We start from the raw sequence: 22,130 nt of genomic DNA, 5'->3' as shown, positions 1-22,130 counted from the left end.
CTTACCGATCTTCGGTCCTCGATCCGGCGGAGCGCCCCCGTTGCCCAGTCCCTATCGCGCCATTTTCGGCCGCCCCGGCACCAAGTCGTTCTCCGCCGCCGGACTGCTGGGCCGGATGCCCCTGTCGATGATGGGCATCGGGATCGTCACGATGATTTCCCAACTGACCGGCCGCTACGGCCTGGCGGGCGCGCTGTCCGCGACCCTCGCACTGTCCGCCGCGGTCATCGGCCCGCAGATCTCCCGGCTGGTGGACCGGCACGGCCAGCGCCGGGTGCTGCGCCCGGCGACCCTGGTCTCGATCGCCGCGGTCGCCGGTCTGCTGCTGAGCGCGCAGCAGCGCTGGGCGGACTGGATGCTGTTCGTCTTCGCGGCCTGTGTGGGCTGTGTGCCGAGCGTCGGCTCGATGATCCGGGCGCGCTGGGCAGAGCTCTACCGGGGCTCCCCGCGCATGCTGCACGCGGCGTATTCGTGGGAGTCGATCGTCGATGAGATGTGCTTCATCGTCGGGCCGATCCTGTCGATCGGCCTGTCCACGGCGTGGTTCCCGGAGGCCGGGCCGCTGCTGGCCGCCGGCTTCCTGGCGGCCGGTGTCTTCTGGCTGACGGCGCAGCGTCGTACGGAGCCGGTGCCGCATCCGCGTGAGCAGCACGCCAAGGGCTCGGCTCTGCGCTCGCGGGGGCTGCAGGTGCTGGTGGTGACGTTTGTGGCGACCGGCGCGATTTTCGGGGCGATCGACGTGGTGACCGTGGCGTTCGCCGAGGAGGTCGGGCACAAGGCCGCGGCCAGTCTGGTGCTGGCCGTCTATGCGCTGGGCTCGTGTGCCGCCGGTGCCGTCTTCGGACTGCTGCACCTCAAGGGGCATGCCTCCCGCCGCTGGGTGGTGGGCGTGTGTGCGATGGCCGTGAGCATGGTGCCGCTCCAACTGGTGGGCACGCTGCCGCTGCTGGCGGCCGCGCTGTTCCTCGCGGGGCTGTCCATCGCGCCGACGATGGTGACCACGATGGCGCTGATCGAGGAGCATGTGCCGCGGGCGAAGCTGACCGAGGGCATGACCTGGACCAGCACCGGTCTGGCGGTGGGCGTCGCGCTGGGTTCGTCGGCCGCGGGCTGGGTGGTGGACGCCGCCGGGGCCGCCCGGGGCTATCTGGTACCGGGTGTGGCGGGTGTGCTCGCCGCACTGGTGGCGTTCGCGGGCTACCGATGGCTCCGTCCGCGGCCCGCCTCTCCGGTGGCGGGTCCGGCCGCGGCCGGGGGTCTGCCCGCCCAGGGCGGTCCGGTCACCGAGCGGCAGGGCGAGGAGCGCGTCGCGTAGCGCCGCCCGGCCCGGTGCGCCGACTCGCGCCGCCCGCCGGCGAGTTACCGGCGGTACGACATGTCCGGGAGCCGGGCGATTCCGGCCGATTCCTTGATCATGTGATTCCCGTCACCCCCTCTGGATGTCGCGTCGGTGACTGACATCATGCGCTCACACCAACGGCGGCCGAACGCGGCCGGCCCGCGAGGGAGGGGACGTCACCATGGCAGTCAGCAACGCCGTCGGCGGCTCGGGAGGGCGCGGCTCGTCAGCCGGGCCCTGGCGCAACTGGGCGGGCAATGTCACCGCCCGCCCCGCCCGCAGCGTGGCCCCGGCGAGCACCGAGGAGCTGGCGGCCGCGGTCCGCGCCGCCGCCACGGACGGGCTGACGATCAAGGCCGCCGGCACCGGCCACTCCTTCACCCCGGCGGCCGCCACCGACGGACTGCTGATCCGCCCCGACCGGCTGACCGGGGTACGCAAGATCGACCGCGAGGCCGGGACGGTGACGGTGGCCGCCGGTACGCCGCTCAAGCACCTCAACGAGACGCTGGCCACGCACGGGCTGTCGCTGACCAACATGGGCGACATCATGGAGCAGACCGTCTCGGGGGCGACCAGCACCGGCACCCACGGCACCGGCCGCGACTCGGCATCGATCGCCGCTCAGATCACCGCTCTCGAACTGATCACCGCCGACGGTTCCGTCCTGACCTGCTCCGCCGAGGAGAACCCGGACGTCTTCGCCGTGGCGCGGCTGGGCCTGGGCGCGCTGGGTGTGATCAGCGAGCTCACCTTCGCCGTGGAGCCGGAGTTCTTGCTGACCGCCCGCGAGGAGCCGATGCCCTTCGACGAGGTGACGGGCCGGTTCGACGAGCTGGTCGCCGAGAACGAGCACTTCGAGTTCTACTGGTTCCCGCACACCGGCAGCTGCAACACCAAGCGCAACAACCGCAGCCAGGGCCCCGCCGCGCCGCCCGGCAAGGTCAGCGGCTGGGTGGAGGACGAGCTGCTGTCCAACGGTGTCTTCCAGCTCGCCTGCACCGTAGGGCGGGCGGTACCGGCCGCCATACCGGGCATCGCCAAGATCTCCAGCCGCGCGCTGTCGGCCCGTACGTACACCGACATCCCCTACAAGGTGTTCACCTCACCGCGCCGGGTGCGGTTCGTGGAGATGGAGTACGCGCTGCCGCGCGCGGCCGCGGTCGCTGCGCTGGGTGAGCTGAAGGCGCTGGTGGAGCGCTCTGACTTCAAGGTCAGCTTCCCCGTGGAGGTGCGCACCGCGCCGGCCGACGACCTCGCGCTGTCCACCGCCTCGGGCCGGGACACCGCCTACATCGCCGTACACATGTACCGCGGGACACCCTTCGAGGCGTACTTCGCAGCCGCCGAGCGGATCATGACGGCGCACGATGGGCGCCCGCACTGGGGGAAGCTGCACACCCGCGACGCCGGCCATCTGGCCGACGCCTATCCGCGGTTCGGCGAGTTCACCGCGGTACGCGACCGGCTGGACCCGGAGCGCCGGTTCGCCAACGCGTATCTGCGGCGGGTGCTGGGCGACTGACCGACGACGACGGCCGCGACCCGGTGCCCTGAGGGGACACCGGGTCGCGGCCGTCGCACGTGGCGGGTCCGCCCCGGGTCAGGAAGCGTCGGCGCCGGGAGACTGCTGGGCGCCGGACTCCTGCTGCTGGCTTCCCTGGTTCTCGCCGCCGGTCGAGCCGTCGCCGGTGTCGGTGCCACCGCCGCTGTCGGTGGAGCCGCTCGGGGAGGGGTTCGGGGACGGGGACGTGGAGGGGTCCGGCGAGTTCTTGCCGCCGTCGGACGGACTCGGGGTCGGCGAGGGGGTGCCCTGCTCATCGCCCTTGCCGTTACCGCTCTCACCGGACCGGCCGGGGTCCGGGGTCGGCTCGTCGCTGCTGCCGTGCCGCCTGCCGTCACCCGTGGAGTGACCGGGGTCGGGCGACTGCGGGGTACTGGGCTGGTGCCGGCTCGATCCCCCGGTACGGGTGAGGTTGCTCAGCGTGGTGCCCTGTTCGCCGCTCGGCGTCTCCCCGGCGATCAGCTCGGTACCGGTGACCGCCCCCATGGCGAGCACGAAGACCGCGAGCGCACCGAGCGCCGGCCGCTTCCAGCCGCGCAGCCGCGTGCCGTACGTCGTGGTGCTGAGCTCCTCGGGCTGTCCGGCCATGGGCCACGCACCGGCGGCGGCCGGGCGGGCGGGCGCCTGGTCCACCAGCGCCATGGTCCGCTCGTCGAGACGCGGCACCAGCTGCGTCCTGTCCGTGGGCCGGCCCGGTCCGGCGCCGTCCGCCGTGCGCAGTGCGCGGGTCGCGTCGGCGTCGGCGGGGTGCAGCATCCGCGTCGCCTCGTCGGCCGGCGGAACGGGGTGGGCACTCGCCGGGTCGCGGCGGCGGGCCTGTTCGGCCCGCGGAATCAGCTGGGTACGGGCCGTGCCGGGCCCGGAGGTCTTCGCGGCGACGGAGGTGACCTTGTCCTCCGTGCCCTGCTTGTCGAAGGTCGGCAACACCATGGTGGGGCCGGCCTGCGGTGCGTGCGGTGTGGTGGATCGATGACGGGTGGAGGAGGAGCGGCGTGGCTTCGGCCGGGTGGTGACCGTCGCCTCCTTGATCTGTTCGCCGGTGCGGCGGAACAGGTGCTGGAATATCGAGCCGCCGGTCGTGGCCACGACACTGACCACACCCGCGCCGATGATGGTTCCGTAGACGCCGAGGCGTCCCGCGAGGAACGCGGCGACGGCCGCAGCAAGGGCGCTGCCTGCTACCTGAGCAACGCTCAGGTCTATCCGCTTCTCCTTCTTCTTCGTGGCGCTTTCGGTTTCTTCGTCCATCTCCAACCTTTGATAGCCCCTTCGATCCATCTTGCATAGAGAAGTGACCAATTGGCGGAGTGATTAGTTCCGAATTTGGGGAATCTGTGAAACTCGCCACCCGTGTGCCTGGTAGAGAGGTCGACAAGGCGACTCAACTCCGTTGTCCGCCCATAAGTTCAGCGGCGCGGCGGTCCACCTCGGTGGCCCGAATGGAGTACTGTGGCGAGCCCTGGCCCCGGTTCCCGTCCGGCTGCCCGGAACCCGCGGGAGGGGCCCTTGAGGCGGCACTCACCCGGGGCGCCGCCGCTCGGCACGGGTGATCGGCACAGGACAAGCGGCATGGTCACTGAGCGTTGCGAACAGGTAACCGTGTCATAACGGCGTTTCAGGGCCAAGCCCCGACACGCCGGGCAACTCGGCAATGTTGTGGCAGGCTGCACCCGGGCAGGCCACACTCGACTAGCGGAAGCAGCGACGCACGTGACGTCGGCAGGCACCACCCGGGAGGTCCCCATGCCCGAACTGCGTGTCGTGGCCGTCTCCAACGACGGCACACGGCTGGTGCTCAAAGCTGCGGACAGCACCGAGTACACGCTTCCGATCGACGAACGGCTGCGCGCCGCCGTCCGCAACGACCGTGCGCGGCTGGGCCAGATCGAGATCGAGGTCGAGAGCCATCTGCGCCCGCGGGACATCCAGGCGCGGATAAGAGCCGGAGCCTCCGCCGAAGAGGTCGCCCAGCTCGCCGGCATCCCCGTCGACCGGGTGCGCCGCTTCGAGGGCCCGGTGCTCGCCGAGCGTGCCTTCATGGCCGAGCGGGCCCGTAAGACCCCGGTGCGCCGGCCCGGCGAGAACACCGGTCCTCAGCTCGGCGAGGCGGTCGCGGAGCGGCTGCTGCTGCGCGGCGCCGACAAGGAAAGCGTCCAGTGGGACTCCTGGCGCCGGGACGACGGCACCTGGGAGGTGCTGCTGGTCTACCGCGTCGCGACCGAACCGCACTCGGCGAGCTGGACCTACGACCCGCCCCGGCGACTCGTCCAGGCCGTGGACGACGAGGCACGGGCGCTGATCGGCGAGAGCGACGACACGCCCGAGCCGAGCTTCCCGTTCGTACCCCGGATCGCGCGGCTGCCGCGCGACCGGCCGCTGGACCGCGCCCTGGACCGGCAGACGCCCGAACGCGGCGAGCGTGCGCAGCAGTCCGGCGGGGACGACGGCGAGCCGCGGGTCGCCGAGGAGGCCGTCGGTGAGCGGGAGCGCGAGCGGGATTCGCTGACCAGCCTGCTGGAGGCGGTACCGAGCTTCCGTGGCGACATGGTCGTACCGGACAGCGCCAAGGCGCCGCAGACCGACGAGGAGCCCGCGGCCGAGGTCGAGGAGCCGCCCGCCCCGGCGGCGAGTGCGGGCGCGGGTTCCGCGTACGCCGATGTACTGATGCCGCGGGCCGTGGCCGGCCACCGCGACCGGCTGACGGGGACGACGGACCGGCAGGCCGAGGCCGACGGCGTACGGCCCGGACGCCGGGCCGCAGTGCCCAGCTGGGACGAGATCGTCTTCGGCACCCGGCGAAAGAAACCGGAGTAGCGGGGCGGCCTGCCCGGCAGCTCCCCACGGCAAAGACCCGTCCGCCCGCCCCCTGCTTCCAGGGGGCGGGCGGACGGCGTCGTACGGGGCCCGTTACCGGCCCCTTACGGGCCCCGGCTGGGGCTCAGCCGGGCTGCGGGCCGGTGGCGACCGGACGGGACGGGTCGGCGGACCATTCGCTCCAGGAGCCGACGTACAGGGCCGCGGGGATGCCCGCGACCGCGAGGGCCAGCACCTGTTGGGCCGCCGAGACGCCGGAGCCGCAGTAGACGCCGACCTCCGCGTCCGGCGTGGCGCCCAGCGACGCGAACCGCTCGGCCAGTTCGGACGCGTCGCGGAAGACCGTGTCGCCCTCGGCGATGTTCTCGGTCGTCGGCGCGGACACGGCGCCCGGGATGTGGCCGGCGACCCGGTCGATGGGCTCGACCTCGCCGCGGTAGCGCTCGGCGGCCCGCGCGTCCAGGAGGACACCGCGGCGGGCCAGCGCGGCCGCGTCGTCAGCCGTCAGCAGCGGCAGCGCCCCGGGCGCGGGCGTGAAGTCACCTGCCGACGGAGTCGACTTGTCGATGCTCATGGCTCCACCGGATGCCTGCCAGGCAGCGAGGCCGCCGTCCAGGACACGCACATCCGGGTGACCCGCCCAGCGCAGCAGCCACCAGGCGCGGGCGGCGGCCCACCCCTGGCCGCCGTCGTAGACGACCACGGAACGGTCCGCGCGGACACCGGCGGCCCGCATCGCCGCGGCGAAGACCTCGAGGTCCGGGAGCGGGTGCCGGCCGGCCGGGCCGGGGGGTGAGGCCAGTTCGCCGTCGAGATCGACATAGACCGCGCCGGGCACATGGCCGGCCTCGTACTCGGGGCGGCCGGGCGGGCCGCCGAGTTGGTAACGGACGTCCAGGAGCACCGGAGCGGTGGGCTGTGCCAACTCGCTCGCGAGTTCGGTAGCGGTGATGATGGCATTCATGGGACTCATCCTTGCGTAGCGACGACTACGTACAGAAGGCGGGTGCCCACCCTCCGTATGACGCAGTTACGCCGTGGCGTAACGTCGCCGAAACGGATGGGAAACGTCAAAACGGGCATTCTCCCTCGCGAACGTGCCGTGGACGGCGCGGCCGGGGCGCACAGCAGGTCACAGGGTGCGAGCATCTGCTCGGGACCCGCGCCCGTACCGCACGTACCGCACATGGTCAGCACACCGACGCTCCGAGGAGAGAGTGACAATGACGACCGAGGCAGCGACTCGGCGGATGCCCGGCGCGCCCTGCTGGGTGAGCCTCCTGGCAAACAGTCTGTCCACGACGCAGGAGTTCTACGGCGCGCTGTTCGGTTGGGAGTTCCGCCCGGGGCCGCAGCATTTCGGTCCGTACGCCCGGGCCTTCCTCGACGGCAGAGAAGTCGCCGGGGTCGGCGAACTGGCGCCCGACCGCCATCTCCCGGTCTCCTGGACCACGTATCTGGCCAGCGATGACGCGGATGTGACCGCCGAACAGATCCGTTGCTGCGGCGGGACGGTGGGCGTCGGCCCGTTGGACGCGGACGACGACGCCGGGCGGATGGCGATCGGCTCCGACCCGCAGGGCGCGATCTTCGGCATCTGGCAGGGCAGGTCGATGATGGGCACCGCGATCACCGGGGAACCGGGCACCCCGGTGTGGAACGAACTGGTCACTCAGGACACCGAATCCGTCGGGCCGTTCTACGAGCATGTCTTCGGCTTCGAGGCGGAGCCGTCGGCCTCGGCCGACTTCGACTATCTGACGCTGCAACTCAAGGGGCAGGCGGTGGCCGGCATCCACGGGGTGGGCAACGCGCTGCCGCGCGACCGCGGATCCCACTGGATGACGTACTTCGCCGTCTCCGACACCGACGCGGCGTCCCGCCGGGTCACCGAACTGGGCGGCCATGTGCTGCAACCGCCCCGGGACTCCGCACACGGCCGGCTGGCGACGGTCGCCGACAGCGAGGGCGCGGTCTTCACGATCCTCCAGCAGCGCTGACCGCCGGTCACGACAGCTTGTACCCCGCTTCGGCGGCCGCGCCGTCGGTGTGCGGCCTCTTGCCACGAGCCTCTCCGCCGATGCCGACGGCCTCGCCGGCTACTTCGTGCTGTCGACCGGCAGTACGTCCGGCGAGAGCGCGGCCGCGCGGGCGGTCGCCGAGGTCTGGCGGCGGCGGTGGTGGCGCCGGCACAGCACCTCGTAACCGACCTCGGCCGGCGGGCTGTCCACGTCAGCGACGACATCGCCGACGACGACCTGTGCGCCCTCGACGACCATCCGGCCGTCCACCGTGCGGGCGTTGTGCGTGGCGCGGGCGCCACACCAGCACAGCGCCTCGACCTGCAGCACCTCTATCCGGTCGGCGAGTTCGACCAGGCGCTGGGAGCCGGGGAACAGCTTGCTGCGGAAGTCGGTGGTGATGCCGAAGGCGAAGACGTCCAGTTCGAGGTCGTCGACCACGCGGGCGAGCTGGTCCACCTGTTCGGGGGCGAGGAACTGCGCCTCGTCGGCGATCACGTAGTCGACCCGGCCGCCGGAGGAGAGCTGGCCGACGACGTGGGCGTAGAAGTCCATGCCGTCCGCCGCCTCGACGGCCTCGGTGACCAGGCCGATGCGGGAGGAGAGTTTGCCGCGGCCGGCCCTGTCGTTGCGGCTGTATATGAGGCCTTGCAGTCCACGGGATGAGCGGTTGTGCTCGATCTGCAGAGCGAGTGTCGACTTTCCGCAGTCCATCGTTCCGGAGAAGAACACCAGCTCGGGCATGGGAAGTTGCGGGCCTTTCGGGCTCGTGGGGAGGGGCGGGGCGGGAGGCCATCGGCGGGGCTGGGGGCCGGTGGTCGGTGGGCGGGCGGCGGGAGCCGTAGGGGTCAGGTACGGACTTCCAGGAGCGGCACCAGCTGCTCCATCGGCGTCATCGAGCCGTGCATCCCGACCATCTCCGACTCCCGGGGCTCCTGTTCGGTCGCGATGATCACCATGTCGGCGTGCGCGGCCGCCACCACATCACCGATCCGGGCGCGCACCCGGTCGTCGACATGCGGTCCGAACCATCCCGCGGCGATGGCCTCTTCACGGCTCGCCACCCACATCTGCTCACCGACCACCTCGCGCCATACGGCGAGCACATCGGCGGCCGCACCCTTGTGCGCGTACACATGCCGGGCCCGGCCCTCGCCGCCCAACAGGCGTACGCCGGCGCGCAGTTCCCAGTCCTCGTCGAAGTCGATCCGGGACTCCGGGTCGAAGGGGATGTCGATCATGCCGTGGTCGGCGGTGATGTAGAGCGCGCTGCGCGGCGGGAGCTGCTCGGCCAGCCGCTGCGCCAGCCGGTCGACGTACATCAACTGGCCGCGCCAGGCATCGGAGTCGACGCCGTAGCGGTGCCCCTTGCCGTCGACCTCGGAGTAGTACGTGTAGACCAGCGAACGGTCGCCGACGGCGAGCTGCTGGGCGGCGAGGTCCATCCGGTCCTCGCCGGAGAGCCGACCGTGGAAGGTGCCGCCGCTGAGCGCGACCTTGGTGAGCGGGGTGTGCTGGAAGTTCGGCGCGGAGACCTGGCAGGTGTGGATGCCGGCGGCGTCCGCGAGCTGGAAGACCGTCGGATACGGCTGCCAGACATACGGGTCGGTCCACGGATACCAGCGCAGCTGGTTCATCAGGGCGCCGGTGGCCGGGTCCTCGCAGGTGTATCCGGGCAGTCCGTGGGCGCCCGGCGGCAGGCCGGTGCCGACCGAGGCGAGCGAGGTGGCCGTGGTGGAGGGGAAGCCCGCGGTGAGCGGGCGGCCGGTGCCGTTGAACGACGTCCCCAGGAGCGAGCCGAGAAACGGCGCCTCCTCCGGGTGGGCGCGCAGCAGCTCCCAGCCGAGGCCGTCGATCAGGAAGACGCAGGCCCGGTCTGCGGGGGCCAGCTCCATCGTCGTGGCGAGGTCGGCCACCCCCAGCCCGGCGACGATGGTGGGCAGCAGATCGGCGAGTGAGGCGGTGCCGTACTGCGGCACCGGGGCGCCGAGGGGGTCGAGCGGTTCGGGTTCCGGCCAGGCGGGGGCGATGTGGACCATCAGCGGGCAGTGGTGGTGGCCGCGGTGGCCTCGGAGAGCGCCTGGGCGAAGGTGAGCGTCTCGCGCACCGAGTCCGGTCCGTCGCCGGCCTCGCTGACCCGCAGCGAGAGATCGTCGGCGGTGGAGGAGCCCGTGTAGCCGTGGTCCGCCTCGCAGTTGGGGTCGCCGCAGGCGGCGGGCTCCAGGTCCAGGCGGGCGACGGCGCCCCAGCCGATGGTCAGCACGACTTCGCGGGGCAGCTGGCCCGGGGTGTACGACTCGGGGTTGGCGACCACGCGGCTGAGCACCACGGAGGAGATCCGGCCCAGCTTGACGGACTCGGTGGAGGTGGTGGCGTACGGCGACGGGGAGGTGGCGTCGGCTGCCTGCTCGTCGGTGTGGCTGACGATGAAGCGGGTGCCGGTCAGGACCAGGACGGTGACATGGCGGCGGACCTCGTTGGCGTCGAAGGTCGTCTCCTGATGGACGAGGTACGACACCACCGGCTCCCCGCCGACCGCGGCCTGCACCGCCTCGGCCACGAGCGTCGGGTAGTAGCCACTGCGCTCGATCGCCGCGCGCAGCCCCTGGGTCGTCGTACCGGTCTTAGCCATGAGGTCCATCCTACGGGGCCTGCCGGCCTCTACGGCCCCCAGCGGTAACGGCGACGGGCTCCTCAGTACGTGGGCAGCCGGCGGGGGCCCAGGTCGGTCGTGGCGGGGGCCCGGGCCAGCCGGACGGTGGCTCCCAGGACGGAGAGGCCGTGCGGGGCGACGACGACCGGTTCGAGGTCCACACCGACGACCTCGGGATGATCGTCGACGAGCCGGGAGACCCTCAGCAGCAGCTCCTCCAGGGCGGCGGTGTCCACGGGCTGGGAGCCGCGCCAGCCGAACAGCAGGGGCGCAGCCCGGATCGAGCGGATCTGCTCGGCGACCTCACGGTCGGTGGCGGGGATGAGGCGATGGGCGATGTCGCCGAGCAGCTCGGAGGGGGCTCCGGCCAGGCCGAAGGAGAGGACGGCGCCGGCGGCCGGGTCGATGGCGGCGCGGATGACCGTGTCGACGCCGCGCGGCACCATCGACTGCACGACCGGGCGCAGCTCTTCGGGAGAGCCGAGGAAGTCGGTCAATTCGCTGTACGTGCGGCGGAGTTCGGCCTCGCCGGCGATGTCCAGGCGGACGCCGCCAAGGTCGGCGCGGTGGCGTAGATGGGGGGCGGTGGTCTTGAGGGCCACCGGATAGCCGAGCCGGGCGGCGGCGCGGACGGCGGTGTCCGGGTCGGGGGCCGGGAGGACGGGTCGGGTGTGGATGCCGTAGCGGGCGAGCAGGGCCTCGGCGTCCAAGGGCGGCACGGGGACGGAGCGGCCGGTGGGGGCATCCGGGGTGAGCCGGTCCAGGAGGCGTTCGATGTCGGCGCCGGCGGCCGCCTCCTGGATGTCGTCGTACTCGGGCACCCGGCCCGGTTCGGCGGCCTCCCTGCGCCAGGCGGCGTAGCGGACGGCCTCGGCGAGCGCGCGCACGGCGCGCTCGGCGGCGGGGTAGGCGGGGATACGGAGGGGGGCGAGCCGGCGCGGGGCCGGGGTCTCGACCTCGCGGGCCGGCGGCGCCTGGGCGGCGGCAGAGGGGGGCGGCGGGCCCGGGGGCACTACGGGGCGGGGGTGAGTGACCGGGTTCGGGGAATGCGGCGGGGGTGTCTGGGCCGGGCCCTCGGGGCGGGCCGAGGCGTCGGGGCGGGCGGCTGCCCGGGGGCCGGACGAGGGTGCCGGTGCCGGTGCCGGTGCCGGTGCCGGTGCCGGTGCCGGTGCCGGTGCCGGTGCCGGTGCCGGTGCCGCGAGTGTCTCGGCCAGGTCGTCCATCGCCAGGTGGACGACCGTGACCGGCTTCTCCGGGTGGGCCTCGGCCGCGGTACGCAGAGCGGCGGCGAGCGCGGCGCCCTCGCCGGCACCGGGGGAGGCGGTGTCCCCCTCCCCCACCCAGGGAATGGCCGTGACGACCACGGCATCGCAGGCGTCGCCGGACAGCGTTTCGGCGAGCGCGGCACGGAAGTCGTCGGGCGCCGCCGCGGAGGGCAGCACATGGGGGCGCTGCGGGCGCAGCCCTTCGGTCAGGCAGGCGTCGTACGCCAGCAGGGCCAGCGACTCGGAGTTGCCGAGGATGGCGATGCGCGAGCCGGCCGGCAGCGGCTGGGAGGCCAGCAGCAGACCGGCGTCGATCAGCTCGGTGACCGTGTCGACGCGGATCACGCCGGCCTGGCGCATCAGGGCGGCGACGGTGCTGTCCGGGACCCGGACCGTGGGCACGGCGTGGCCGGGCGGGGCGGTGCCGTTGTGCCGGGCTCCCTTGGCGACCACGACCGGTTTGACGGCGGCGGTACGGCGGGCGAGCCGGGCGAACTTGCGCGGGTTGCCGATGGACTCCAGGTAGAGGATCACGACATCGGTGTCAGGGTCGTCGTACCAGTACTGGAGCAGGTCGTTGCCGGAGACATCGGCGCGGTTGCCGGCCGAGACGAAGGCGGAGATACCGGCGATGCCGCCGTCACCGGGGCCGCGCGCATGCAGTCCGCTGAGCAGGGCGATGCCGATGGCACCGGACTGGGTGAACAGGCCGATGTGGCCGGCGCCGGGCATCTGCGGGGCGAGCGAGGCGTTCAGCCGGACGTCGGGGGCGGTGTTGATCAGGCCGAAGGCGTTGGGCCCGATGAGCCGCATGCCGTACGAGCGGGCCTGGCGGAGCACGGCGCGCTGCTGCTCACGCCCCTCCGGGCCGGCCTCGGCGTAACCGGAGGACAGGATCAGCAGGCCCTGGACCCCGTGTTCGCCGCAGTCGCGGACCACGTCGGGGACGCTGTCCGCGGGGACGGCGATGACCGCCAGGTCGACCGGCTCGGGGATCTCCCGCAGGGCACGGACGGCCGGCACACCCTCGGGGTCGAGCCGCTGCGTGCCCTCGGGGAAGGCGTGGTTGACGGCGTGCACACGGCCCGTGAAGCCGGAGTCGAGGAGGTTGCGCAGCGCGGTGCGGCCGACGCCGCCGGGGGCGCGGCCGGCGCCGATGACGGCGACCGAGCCGGGCGCGAGCAGCCGCTGCACGGAGCGGGCCTCGGCGCGCTGCTCGCGGCCGCGCATCACGGCCATGGACTGCTCGGTCGGCTCCAGGTCGAACTCGAGCCGGACCACGCCGTCTTCGAAGGTGCGCTTCTGGGTGTACCCGGCGTCCGTGAACACCTTGATCATCTTGGAGTTCGCGGGCAGCACCTCGGCGGCGAACCGGCGGATACCGCGCTCGCGGGCGACGGCCGCGATGTGCTCCAGGAGGGCGGAGGCGACGCCGCGCCCCTGATGGGCGTCCTGGACCAGGAAGGCGACCTCGGCCTGGTCGTCCTCGGGGTCCTTGGCGGGCAGCCCCTGGTCGTTGATCCGGTCGTAGCGGACGGTGGCAATGAACTCGCCGCCTACGGTGGCGGCGAGCCCGACCCGGTCGACGTAGTCGTGATGGGTGAAGCGGTGCACATCACGGTCGGACAGGCGCGGATACGGCGCGAAGAAGCGGTAGTACTTCGACTCGTCCGAGACCTGCTCGTAGAAGGAGACCAGCCGGTGGGCGTCGTCCGGGGTGATGGGGCGGATCCGCGCCGTACCGCCGTCGCGCAGCACCACGTCAGCTTCCCAGTGGGTCGGGTATGCGTGGTCCGGCGGCTTCTGCATGCGGACAGCGTACGACCGGGCACTGACAACCGACCCCGCGCGCGTACGCTCGGGATGCGGGGCAGGCCGGGAACGCCGTGGGAACCATTACGGTACCGACCTGGCCCGCCTGGCCTCCCTCGGGACCAAAGGCCGGAAGGCCTGGACAAATGGGCCGCCGGAGCACTCCCGACACCGTGAGAGACTGGTCTAGACAACAGTCACGACTTTGAAGGGCAACACCATGGCTGAGCGCCGCGTCAATGTCGGTTGGGCCGAGGGCCTGCACGCCCGCCCCGCGTCGATCTTCGTCCGTGCGGCCACCGCCTCCGGCGTGCCGATGACGATCGCCAAGGCTGATGGCAACCCCGTCAACGCGGCCTCCATGCTCGCGGTGCTGGGCCTGGGTGCCCAGGGTGGCGAGGAGATCGTGCTGGCCTCCGACGCCGAGGGCGCCGAGATCGCGCTCGACCGCCTGGCGAAGCTCGTCGCCGAGGGCCTCGAGGAGCTCCCGGAGACCGTCTGAGTCCGCCAGGACCTCTGCTGTACGCGGCGGCCCCGCCGCGGTGACCGGGACACGGTTGCCGCGACGGGGCCGTTTCGTTGCGTCTGAAAAAATCGGGTGGCGGTTTGCCCGGTCGATGCATGGATGGTCGCCGGATGCGCGGATGCGGGATGCCCGGTCGCCGGATGAATGGTCGCCGGATTCGGCGTACGGGTATTGCCTACACCCTTCGGACATTACTTCAGGGACGCACACCGAATTTCCGGGTGCCCGATATCCAAGAGGTGCCAGAAAAACGCGCGCACTCATTAAGCACCCTGGACGGCATAAAGCGGAGCGCCGAATAGGGGATGCCACCCCCATCGGCCCCCGCCCCGCCGAAGCCCATTCCGCGCCTCTTTGTATACGGGGTGATTGTTAAGGGCGGACGCGTGCCGTGTTGACGGACCGTTTCGGATCCCTCACCTCTGTCGTGGCGCTGCGCCGCAGCCGGTACACCGGTAGGGAGCGCTCGATATGAGCCGCCATCAGGGCGCGGGCCCGTTCCGCATCGCCCCGGGCCACCGCGTCCAGCACCGCGCCGTGTTCGTCCCACGACTCACCCACCCGGGCCGGCAGTTCGACGACGTACATCCACTCGATCTTGCGCCGCAGTTGGGTCAACAGCGCCGTCAGGCTGGGGCTGCCGGCCGCCTGGGCGAGCGTTTCGTGGAACCAGCCGTCCAGTTGGCGCAGGTCCGCGGGGTTGCCGTGGCGCGCCCGCTCGCGGCCGAGCCGGACCAGGCCGCGCAGCACCTTGAGATGGGCCGGGCTGCGACGGGCGGCCGCGCGGGCGGCGCCCAGCGGCTCCAACAGGCCGCGGACGTCCAGGAGATCGGCGGCCTCCTGCTCGGTGGGCTCGGCGACACAGGCGCCCGCGTGGTGGCGGGTGGTGACGAACCCCTCGGACTGCAGGGTGCGCAGCGCTTCACGGACCGGCACTCTCGAGACGCCGTAGCGGGCCGCCAGGATCTCCTCGATCAGCCTGCTCCCCGGCGCCAGCGCACCGGACACAATGTCCTCGCGAATCGCCGTGCACACCGCATGCGCGGAAATATGGCCTCGCATCGTCCGTGCCTCCGCCGTAATCTCCTGGAAACGCCGCCGGTCGGCGACTTTTCCGTGACTCTATTCGACCGGGACGGCTTTTCCGGCGGACTCCTGTTATTCATGGTTATTTTTTGGCCAGTCGCAGGCCGTCATCGATGTATCCGGCGTGCATGGACCGCTCGCCGGATATACCGAAGCCCCGGCTGGGGGACCGGGGCTTCGGAAGACGGTGCGAGGCGGGGTGCCGGACAAGGCCGACACCGACGAGGCGGCGCCTCGGACACCGACGAGGCGGCGCCTCGGACACCGACGAGGCGGCGCCTCGGACAGTGACGAGGCGGTGCCTCAGGCGTCGGCGAGGCGGCGCCTCAGACGTTGACGCCGTGGGAGCGCAGATACGCGATCGGGTCGATGTCCGAGCCGTAGTCGGGGCCGGTGCGGGCCTCGAAGTGCAGGTGCGGGCCGGTGACGTTGCCGGTGGCGCCGGAGAGGCCGATCTGCTCGCCCGGGGCGACGGTCTGGCCGACCGAGACGCCGAGCGACGACAGGTGGCCGTACTGGGTGTACGTACCGTCGTGCATCTTGATCACGATGTTGTTGCCGTACGCGCCGCCCCAGCCGGCCTCGACGACAGTGCCCGCGCCCACGGCGTGGACGGAGGTGCCGGAGGCCGCGTGGAAGTCGATGCCGGTGTGGCTGCCCGAGGACCACAGGCCGCTGGAGGCCTTGTACGCGGTGGAGACGTAGGAGTCGGCGATGGGGACGACGAAGGCGTTGAGGCGCTTGCGCTCCGCGTCGCGGGCGGCGCGGACCTTGGCCTCGTGGGCGGCCTTGGCCTTCTTCCGGGCCTCCTCGGCGCGCCGCTCGGCCTCCTTCTTGGCGACGGCCTCGGCCTTCGCCTTGGCGGCGGCGACCTCGGCGGCGGCCTGCTGCGCGTCGGCCTGGGCCTCGATGCTGTTGGCGAGCTCGTCACCCAGCACGACGGCCTGCTGCAGACCGGTGTCGTGGGTGCGCGCCTCGTCCGTGGCGGCCAGCGCCGGCGAGGCCACGGAGGCGACAACGCCGCCGGCCGCGAGGGTGGCTATGCCGGCGATCTTGCGGGTCGTCCGAGCGGTGCGGCTCGCACGACGGTGCTTCCCGGTGGCACGGGTGAACGCCATGTGCTGGCTTGTCCTTTCCTTCCTTCTCGCCTACCGGGTTAGCTGACGGGTTCGGAGCAGGAAGGTCTCCTACGGGCTCCTCCGAAGAGGAGTCCGATTCACCCCAGGGGACATGTGGGTCCCCGGCTCCCCTGGCTCGCGCCGTACGGGGACTCGGCGATGACTGTTCGGTGCCACTGTTGTGGCGGACTTGTGACGAACAGCCGGACCGACGCTAATCGGGGCAACTTTCAATCGGCAAACAGAACCGCTTTTTTGTGCGGGATGCCACAAGAATCCGGCAACCAGCCGTGATAAACCGGACATACAGCGGCTCCCGCGGTGAACGAGCACCACGGGAGCCGCTTTGTCGATATGTGACCATCCGTCACATGACGGGCTAGCCGCTGACGACCGTCACCTCACCGATGCCCAGCGCCTTGACGGGCTCGGCGATCTGCGCCGCGTCACCCACCAGGACCGTGACCAGTCGGTCCACCGGGAAGGCGTTGACCGCCGCCGCGGTCGCCTCGACCGTGCCGGTCTCCGCGAGACGGACGTACAACTGCGCCTGGAAGTCGTCCGGGAGCTGCTGCTCCACCTGGTCGGCGAGAGTGCCCGCGACGGCCGCCGCGGTCTCGTACTTGAGCGGCGCGACCCCGACGAGGTTCTGCACGGCGACATCCCGCTCCTCGTCCGTCAGCCCCCCTGCCGCGAGGGTCCGCAGCACCTGCCACAGGTCCTCCAGCGCCGGGACGGTGGAGGCGGTGTCCACCGAGCCACTGATGGCGAGCAGCGAGGCGCCGGTGGCTCCCTCGGGAGACGTGGGGGCGGTGGAGCGCAGCACCTGGCCGAAGGCGCGCACCCCGTAGGTGTAGCCCTTCTCCTCACGCAGCACGCGGTCCAGCCGCGAGGTGAGGGTGCCGCCCAGGCAGTACGTGCCGAGGACCTGCGCGGGCCACACCCGGTCGTGCCGGTCTGCACCGATACGGCCGATGAGCAGCTGCGTCTGGACGGCACCGGGGCGGTCCACGATCACCACACGGCCGGTGTCGTCGGCGATGATCGGCGAGGCCTTCAGCGGCTCGGCGGTGGAGCCGCTCCAGGCGCCGAGGGTGTCGGCGAGCGCCGCGCCCAGGTCGATGCCGGTGAAGTCACCGACGATGACGGCGGTGGCCGTGGCGGGCCGTACATGGGCGTCGTAGAAGGCGCGGACGGCCGCGGCGTCGACGCGGGCGACGGTCTCCTCGGTGCCCTGACGGGGCCGCGACATGCGAGAGGTGGCCGGAAACAGTTCCTTGGACAGCGCCATCGCGGCACGCCGGGCCGGGTTGGCGAGCTCGTGCGGGATCTCGTCGAGGCGGTTGCGCACCAGCCGCTCGACCTCGCTGTCCGGGAACGCGGGGGCGCGCAGCGCGTCGGCGAGCAGGCCGAGCGCGCGGTGCAGCCGGGAGGCCGGCACCTCGAGGGAGACCCGTACGCCGGGGTGGTCGGCGTGTGCGTCCAGGGTGGCGCCGCAGCGTTCCAGCTCGGCGGCGAACTCCTCCGCGTCGTGCTTGTCGGTGCCCTCGGACAGGGCGCGCGCCATGATCGTGGCGACGCCGTCCAGGGCCTCGGGCTCGGCGTCCAGAGGGGCGACGAGATTGATCTCGACGGCGACGACCTGCTGGCCGGGGCGGTGGCTGGTCAGCAGGGTGAGCCCGTTGGGCAGTTGGCTGCGCTCGGGGGCCGGGAAGGCCCACGGCTTGGGCGCGCCGCCCTGGGGCTGCGGGTGGAAGTCCATGGTGCTCGCGGGGGAACCCGCGTGGGTGGTGGCGTCGCTCACTGGTCCGCCTCCCCTTCCTCGGTGTCGGCGGCGTCGGTCGGCTCGGTGGGCTCGTAGACGAGCACCGCGCGGTTGTCGGGGCGCAGCCGGGCCTTGGCGACCGCCTGCACCTCCTCGGGGGTGACGTCCAGGACCCGCTGGACGGCGGTCAGCGCGAGCTGCGGGTCGCCGAACAGGACGGCGAAGCGGCACAGTTCGTCGGCGCGGCCGCTGACCGTCGCCAGACGGTCCAGCCATTCGCGCTCCAACTGGGCCTGCGCCCGCTCCATCTCCTCCGGGGTCGGCCCCTCGGCGGCGAAGCGGGCCAGCTCCTCGTCGACCGCGCGCTCGATGTCGGGGACCTCCACCCCACCGGACGTCTTCACGTCCAGCCAGCCCAGCGAGGGCGCGCCGGCCAGCCGCAGCAGGCCGAAGCCTGCGGCCACGGCGCTGCGGTCGCGCCGCACCAGCCGGTTGTACAGGCGGGAGGACTCGCCGCCGCCCAGGACGGTCAGCGCGAGGTCCGCGGCGTCCGCCTCACGGGTGCCGTCGTGCGGCAGGCGGTAGGCCGCCATCAGGGCACGCGAGGGCACATCCTCCTCGACGACCTCGCGCAGCTCGCCGCCGATGTTGTCGGGCAGCGTGCCGTCCCTCGGCGGCTGCTTGCCGTCGTGCGAGGGGATCGAGCCGAAGTACTTCTCCACCCAGGCCAGCGTGTGTGCGGAGTCGATGTCACCGACGATCGACAGGACGGCGTTGTTGGGCGCGTAGTACGTGCGGAAGAACGCCCGCGCGTCCTCCAGGGACGCCGCGTCCAGGTCGGCCATCGACCCGATGGGCGTGTGGTGGTACGGGTGGCCCTCGGGGTACGCCATGGCCGTCAGCTTCTCGAAGGCCGTGCCGTAGGGGACGTTGTCGTAGCGCTGGCGGCGCTCGTTCTTGACGACGTCGCGCTGGTTCTCCATGGACTCGTCGTCGAGCGCGGTCAGCAGCGAGCCCATCCGGTCCGCCTCCAGCCAGAGCGCGAGCTCCAGCTCATGGGCGGGCATGGTCTCGAAGTAGTTGGTGCGCTCGAAGCTCGTGGTGCCGTTGAGCGAGCCGCCGGCGCCCTGCACCAGCTCGAAGTGGCCGTTGCCCTTCACCTGCGCGGAGCCCTGGAACATCAGGTGCTCGAAGAGGTGAGCCAGGCCCGTACGGCCCTTGACCTCGTGGCGGGAACCGACGTCGTACCACAGGCAGACCGCTGCGACCGGTGTCAGGTGGTCTTCGGAGAGCACCACGCGCAGGCCGTTGGCCAGCCGGTGCTCGGTTGCTGTCAGGCCGCCGGAGCCGGCTTGTTCTGTGGCCGTGTGACCCATGGGCATGTACGTCCCTTCGATCCGCTTGCGAGGAAGTTCTGTCACTGTATGCAAGCGCGTCGGCATCTGGCGAAGTTCCCGTGCGACCGGCCCCGAACGTGCCCCGCGCTCGGCGCCCGGAGTCGCCGAAGGGGGAGTCGCGGTCGGCGTTGTCAGTGGGGCGGTCCACAATGGTCCGCGTCAGACTCAGAGATACTCGCGGGTTGATCCCACAGCTGGTTGACCCGACCGATTGACCGACGTCGTCCCGACGTCGCCTCCCCGACCTCGGCAGTAGACGCAGCAGAAGGAGCCGCAGCCGCGATGGCCCGCCGCAGCACGAAGACCCCGCCGCCGGACGACTTCGAGGAGAGGATCCTCGACATCGACGTCGTCGACGAGATGCAGGGTTCCTTCCTCGAGTACGCGTATTCGGTCATCTACTCGCGCGCCCTGCCGGACGCCCGCGACGGTCTCAAGCCCGTGCACCGCCGGATCCTGTACCAAATGAACGAGATGGGCCTGCGGCCCGACCGCGGCTACGTCAAGTGCGCCCGGGTCGTCGGCGAGGTGATGGGTAAGCTCCATCCGCACGGCGACGCGTCGATCTACGACGCCCTGGTGCGCATGGCGCAGCCGTTCTCCATGCGGGTCCCGCTGGTGGACGGCCACGGCAACTTCGGCTCGCTGGGCAACGACGACCCGCCCGCCGCGATGCGGTACACCGAGTGCCGGATGGCGTCCGCGACGTCCCTGATGACGGAGTCCATCGACGAGGACACCGTCGACTTCGCGCCGAACTACGACGGCCAGGAGCAGGAGCCGGTCGCACTCCCCGCCGCGTACCCGAACCTCCTCGTCAACGGCACTTCCGGCATCGCCGTCGGTATGGCGACGAACATGCCGCCGCACAACCTGGGCGAGGTCATCGCCGCGGCCCGCCACCTGATCAAGCATCCGAACGCCGATCTCGACACCCTGATGCGCTTCGTGCCGGGTCCCGACCTGCCGACGGGTGGCCGGATCGTGGGCCTCGGCGGCGTACGGGACGCGTACGAGAAGGGCCGCGGCACGTTCAAGATCCGCGCGACGGTCACGGTGGAGAGTGTCACCGCCCGCCGCAAGGGCCTGGTTGTCACCGAACTCCCCTTCGCAGTCGGCCCCGAGAAGGTCATCTCCAAGATCAAGGACCTGGTCGGCTCCAAGAAGCTGCAGGGCATCGCGGACGTCAAGGACCTCACCGACCGTGAGCACGGCCTACGGCTGGTGATCGAGGTCAAGAACGGCTTCAACCCCGAGGCCGTCCTGGAGCAGCTCTACAAGCTCACGCCGATGGAGGAGTCCTTCGGCATCAACAACGTCGCGCTGGTGGACGGCCAGCCGCTGACGCTGGGCCTCAAGGAGCTGCTGGAGGTCTACGTCGACCACCGCTTCGAGGTGGTGCGCCGGCGCAGCGAGTTCCGGCGGACCAAGCGGCGTGACCGTCTCCACCTGGTCGAGGGCCTGCTGACGGCCCTGGTGGACATCGACGAGGTGATCCGCCTCATCCGCTCCAGCGAGAACAGCGCACAGGCCAAGGAGCGGCTGATCGAGCGCTTCTCTCTCAGCGACATCCAGACGCAGTACATCCTCGACACCCCGCTGCGCCGGCTGACCAAGTTCGACCGTATCGAGCTGGAGTCGGAGCGTGACCGGCTGCAGGACGAGATCGAGAAGCTGACGCAGATCCTCGAGTCGGACGCGGAGCTGCGCAAGCTGGTCTCCAACGAGCTGGCCGCGGTCGCGAAGAAGTACGGCACGGACCGGCGGACGGTCCTGCTGGAGTCGGCCGGCACCACGGTCGGCGCGGTGCCGCTGGAGGTCTCCGACGACCCGTGCCGGGTGCTGCTGTCCTCGACGGGCCTGCTGGCGCGTACGGTCACCGGCGAGGTGCCCTTCGACGCCGAGGCCAAGCGCGTCAAGCATGACGTGATCATCTCGGCGGTGCCGGCGACGACCCGTGGCGAGGTGGGCGCGGTGACGTCCACGGGCCGGCTGCTGCGGATCTCGGTGATCGATCTGCCGCAGCTCCCGGAGACGGCGGCGGCGCCCAATCTCTCCGGTGGCGCGCAGCTGTCCGAGTTCCTGACGCTGCAGAACGGCGAGGAAGTGATCTGTCTGACGACGCTGGACGAGTCCTCGCCGGGCCTGGCGCTCGGTACGGAGCAGGGCGTCGTCAAGCGGGTGGTGCCCGACTACCCCGCCAACAAGGAGGAGTTGGAGGTCATCACCCTCAAGGACGGCGACCGCATCGTGGGCGCGGCCGAGCTGCGTACGGGTGAGGAGGACCTGGTCTTCATCACCAACGAGGCGCAACTGCTCCGCTTCCCGGCGTCGCAGGTGCGGCCGCAGGGCCGGCCCGCGGGCGGTATGGCGGGCGTCAAGCTGGGCGAGGGCGCGAAGGTGATCTCGTTCGCGGCGGTCGATCCGGCCGCCGACGCCATGGTGTTCACGGTCGCCGGCTCGCACGGCACGCTGGACGACTCGGTGGCGACGGCCAAGATCACCCCGTTCGATCAGTATCCGCGCAAGGGCCGGGCGACCGGCGGTGTGCGCTGCCAGCGGTTCCTGAAGGGCGAGGACTGCCTGACCCAGGCGTGGGCCGGGCCGGCGCCGGTCCGGGCCGCGGATGCCAAGGGCTCCCCGGTCGAGCTGCCGGAGACGGATCCGCGGCGGGACGGCTCGGGTGTGCCGCTGGCGAAGCCCGTGGCGTCGCTGGCGGGGCCGGTGTAACCGGTAGTCGCTGTTGCGTGGAGGCCGACGCCGTCGGGCC

General features: G+C 71.7%; 16 protein-coding genes and 1 riboswitch. Of the genes, 6 read left to right on the top strand and 10 right to left on the bottom strand.

Features of this window, described 5'->3' with window-relative positions; genetic code table 11:
• The first annotated feature begins 40 nt into the window (after nt 1-40).
• Both KI385_RS32895 and KI385_RS32890 read left to right on the top strand, forming a co-directional pair.
• A complete protein-coding gene (locus KI385_RS32895) occupies nt 41-1,315 on the top strand; it encodes an MFS transporter (protein ID WP_238575696.1) in 1,275 nt (424 codons plus the stop codon).
• Nucleotides 1,316-1,520: 205 nt separating this feature from the next.
• The gene (locus tag KI385_RS32890; RefSeq protein ID WP_238575695.1) at nt 1,521-2,864 is read left to right on the top strand and encodes a D-arabinono-1,4-lactone oxidase; all 1,344 of its coding nucleotides are present in this window, start codon (nt 1,521-1,523) and stop codon (nt 2,862-2,864) included.
• 78 nt (nt 2,865-2,942) lie between these two features.
• On the opposite strand, the gene KI385_RS32885 is transcribed toward KI385_RS32890, so the two are convergent.
• On the bottom strand, nt 2,943-4,151 hold the full coding sequence (locus KI385_RS32885) for a hypothetical protein (protein ID WP_238575694.1): 1,209 nt from the start codon (nt 4,149-4,151) through the stop codon (nt 2,943-2,945).
• A 495-nt stretch (nt 4,152-4,646) separates the two neighbouring features.
• On the opposite strand from KI385_RS32885, the gene sepH reads away from it, so the two are divergent.
• Nucleotides 4,647-5,717, top strand: a complete 1,071-nt coding sequence (gene sepH, locus KI385_RS32880) for a septation protein SepH (RefSeq protein WP_238575693.1) — start codon at nt 4,647-4,649, stop codon at nt 5,715-5,717.
• A 124-nt stretch (nt 5,718-5,841) separates the two neighbouring features.
• Here sepH and KI385_RS32875 read toward each other — a convergent pair whose 3' ends face one another.
• Entirely contained in the window at nt 5,842-6,681 is an 840-nt protein-coding gene (locus tag KI385_RS32875) for a sulfurtransferase (protein ID WP_238575692.1), read from the bottom strand.
• Nucleotides 6,682-6,940: 259 nt separating this feature from the next.
• Here KI385_RS32875 and KI385_RS32870 point away from each other — a divergent pair, with 259 nt between their 5' ends.
• The gene (locus KI385_RS32870; protein ID WP_238575691.1) at nt 6,941-7,717 is read left to right on the top strand and encodes a VOC family protein; all 777 of its coding nucleotides are present in this window, start codon (nt 6,941-6,943) and stop codon (nt 7,715-7,717) included.
• A 99-nt stretch (nt 7,718-7,816) separates the two neighbouring features.
• Here KI385_RS32870 and KI385_RS32865 read toward each other — a convergent pair whose 3' ends face one another.
• From KI385_RS32865 to KI385_RS32850, 4 genes are all read right to left on the bottom strand, one after another.
• A complete protein-coding gene (locus tag KI385_RS32865) occupies nt 7,817-8,482 on the bottom strand; it encodes a thymidine kinase (RefSeq protein ID WP_238575690.1) in 666 nt (221 codons plus the stop codon).
• A 104-nt stretch (nt 8,483-8,586) separates the two neighbouring features.
• Nucleotides 8,587-9,777, bottom strand: coding sequence for an alkaline phosphatase family protein (locus tag KI385_RS32860; RefSeq protein ID WP_238575689.1), 1,191 nt, complete (start codon nt 9,775-9,777; stop codon nt 8,587-8,589).
• A complete protein-coding gene (locus KI385_RS32855) occupies nt 9,777-10,370 on the bottom strand; it encodes a DUF5998 family protein (RefSeq protein WP_128511174.1) in 594 nt (197 codons plus the stop codon). The genes KI385_RS32860 and KI385_RS32855 overlap by 1 nt, the downstream gene beginning before the upstream one ends.
• A 62-nt stretch (nt 10,371-10,432) precedes the next feature.
• The gene (locus tag KI385_RS32850; RefSeq protein WP_238575688.1) at nt 10,433-13,465 is read right to left on the bottom strand and encodes a bifunctional acetate--CoA ligase family protein/GNAT family N-acetyltransferase; all 3,033 of its coding nucleotides are present in this window, start codon (nt 13,463-13,465) and stop codon (nt 10,433-10,435) included.
• A gap of 223 nt (nt 13,466-13,688) precedes the next feature.
• On the opposite strand from KI385_RS32850, the gene KI385_RS32845 reads away from it, so the two are divergent.
• A complete protein-coding gene (locus KI385_RS32845) occupies nt 13,689-13,970 on the top strand; it encodes an HPr family phosphocarrier protein (RefSeq protein WP_238575687.1) in 282 nt (93 codons plus the stop codon).
• Nucleotides 13,971-14,366: 396 nt separating this feature from the next.
• Here the strand turns inward: KI385_RS32845 and KI385_RS32840 are convergent, their stop codons facing one another.
• The 4 genes from KI385_RS32840 to KI385_RS32825 all read right to left on the bottom strand — a co-directional run bounded on the left by KI385_RS32840 (nt 14,367) and on the right by KI385_RS32825 (nt 19,339).
• Complete coding sequence (locus KI385_RS32840; RefSeq protein WP_238575686.1) at nt 14,367-15,056, bottom strand: GntR family transcriptional regulator; 690 nt, start codon at nt 15,054-15,056, stop codon at nt 14,367-14,369.
• Between the two features lie 350 nt (nt 15,057-15,406).
• Nucleotides 15,407-16,198: a M23 family metallopeptidase gene (locus tag KI385_RS32835; RefSeq protein WP_238575685.1), complete on the bottom strand. Its 792-nt coding sequence runs from the start codon at nt 16,196-16,198 to the stop codon at nt 15,407-15,409.
• A gap of 12 nt (nt 16,199-16,210) precedes the next feature.
• Nucleotides 16,211-16,367: riboswitch (cyclic di-AMP (ydaO/yuaA leader) on the bottom strand.
• Between the two features lie 210 nt (nt 16,368-16,577).
• Entirely contained in the window at nt 16,578-17,960 is a 1,383-nt protein-coding gene (locus tag KI385_RS32830; RefSeq protein ID WP_238577959.1) for a M16 family metallopeptidase, read from the bottom strand.
• A gap of 38 nt (nt 17,961-17,998) precedes the next feature.
• Nucleotides 17,999-19,339 carry a M16 family metallopeptidase gene (locus tag KI385_RS32825; protein ID WP_238577958.1) on the bottom strand — a complete coding sequence of 447 codons (1,341 nt, stop codon included), beginning with the start codon at nt 19,337-19,339 and terminating at the stop codon, nt 17,999-18,001.
• Nucleotides 19,340-19,642: 303 nt separating this feature from the next.
• Between KI385_RS32825 and KI385_RS32820 the strand changes: the two genes are divergently transcribed.
• The gene (locus KI385_RS32820; RefSeq protein WP_238575684.1) at nt 19,643-22,090 is read left to right on the top strand and encodes a DNA gyrase/topoisomerase IV subunit A; all 2,448 of its coding nucleotides are present in this window, start codon (nt 19,643-19,645) and stop codon (nt 22,088-22,090) included.
• Nucleotides 22,091-22,130: the final 40 nt, after the last annotated feature.

The organism is Streptomyces inhibens (assembly GCF_022221585.1).
Classification (GTDB): Bacteria; Actinomycetota; Actinomycetes; order Streptomycetales; family Streptomycetaceae; genus Streptomyces; species Streptomyces inhibens.
The sequence above is the reverse complement of the archived record's forward strand: the minus strand, read 5'-3'. Positions and strand labels throughout refer to the sequence as shown.

Bases quoted from the DNA above. Each gene is read 5' to 3' on its own strand.
- KI385_RS32845 (WP_238575687.1), top strand. From the start codon at position 13,689: ATGGCTGAGCGCCGCGTCAATGTCGGTTGGGCCGAGGGCCTGCACGCC.
- KI385_RS32855 (WP_128511174.1), bottom strand. From the start codon at position 10,370: ATGGCTAAGACCGGTACGACGACCCAGGGGCTGCGCGCGGCGATCGAG.
- KI385_RS32865 (WP_238575690.1), bottom strand. From the start codon at position 8,482: ATGCCCGAGCTGGTGTTCTTCTCCGGAACGATGGACTGCGGAAAGTCG.
- sepH (WP_238575693.1), top strand. From the start codon at position 4,647: ATGCCCGAACTGCGTGTCGTGGCCGTCTCCAACGACGGCACACGGCTG.
- KI385_RS32850 (WP_238575688.1), bottom strand. From the start codon at position 13,465: ATGCAGAAGCCGCCGGACCACGCATACCCGACCCACTGGGAAGCTGAC.
- KI385_RS32840 (WP_238575686.1), bottom strand. From the start codon at position 15,056: ATGCGAGGCCATATTTCCGCGCATGCGGTGTGCACGGCGATTCGCGAG.
- KI385_RS32885 (WP_238575694.1), bottom strand. From the start codon at position 4,151: ATGGACGAAGAAACCGAAAGCGCCACGAAGAAGAAGGAGAAGCGGATA.
- KI385_RS32830 (WP_238577959.1), bottom strand. From the start codon at position 17,960: ATGGACTTCCACCCGCAGCCCCAGGGCGGCGCGCCCAAGCCGTGGGCC.
- KI385_RS32870 (WP_238575691.1), top strand. From the start codon at position 6,941: ATGACGACCGAGGCAGCGACTCGGCGGATGCCCGGCGCGCCCTGCTGG.
- KI385_RS32825 (WP_238577958.1), bottom strand. From the start codon at position 19,339: ATGGGTCACACGGCCACAGAACAAGCCGGCTCCGGCGGCCTGACAGCA.
- KI385_RS32820 (WP_238575684.1), top strand. From the start codon at position 19,643: ATGGCCCGCCGCAGCACGAAGACCCCGCCGCCGGACGACTTCGAGGAG.
- KI385_RS32875 (WP_238575692.1), bottom strand. From the start codon at position 6,681: ATGAATGCCATCATCACCGCTACCGAACTCGCGAGCGAGTTGGCACAG.
- KI385_RS32835 (WP_238575685.1), bottom strand. From the start codon at position 16,198: ATGGCGTTCACCCGTGCCACCGGGAAGCACCGTCGTGCGAGCCGCACC.
- KI385_RS32860 (WP_238575689.1), bottom strand. From the start codon at position 9,777: ATGGTCCACATCGCCCCCGCCTGGCCGGAACCCGAACCGCTCGACCCC.
- KI385_RS32890 (WP_238575695.1), top strand. From the start codon at position 1,521: ATGGCAGTCAGCAACGCCGTCGGCGGCTCGGGAGGGCGCGGCTCGTCA.